This window comes from Streptacidiphilus neutrinimicus (genome assembly GCF_000787815.1).
Lineage (GTDB): Bacteria > Actinomycetota > Actinomycetes > Streptomycetales > Streptomycetaceae > Streptacidiphilus > Streptacidiphilus neutrinimicus.
Genome location: NZ_BBPO01000081.1, coordinates 1 through 371 on the forward strand (window position 1 = coordinate 1; position 371 = coordinate 371).

A 371-nucleotide genomic window follows, 5' to 3' on the forward strand; every position below is an offset into this window, starting at 1 on the left:
ACCCCGCTCCGTCGACCAGGCCCTCAAAGCCGTCGACGCCTGCCTGGCTGAGGGCGAGGCCCAACCCGGCGCGGCGGCTCCGGCCTACGGCCCCGGCCACACGCCTGCGGCCGGGCACACACCCCAACCACCGCGTGATGGACGGCCGGCCGGAGCGGTTCGCACCCCGCTGCACCATCGAGGAAATCGGCGGCGTGCACGTTGCCCGGCAGCGGGCGCACCCGGCGGGCCGGGCCCCGCCTCCGCGCCGAAGGCCGGCTTCCGTCCCGGTGCGGTGTATGAGGGCTGACCCGGCGGGCACAGTCCTGGGATGGTGTCCAGGCGTGCGATGTCACCAATCGTGGGGGCTGTGCCCTTCACCCCGGCTGGAA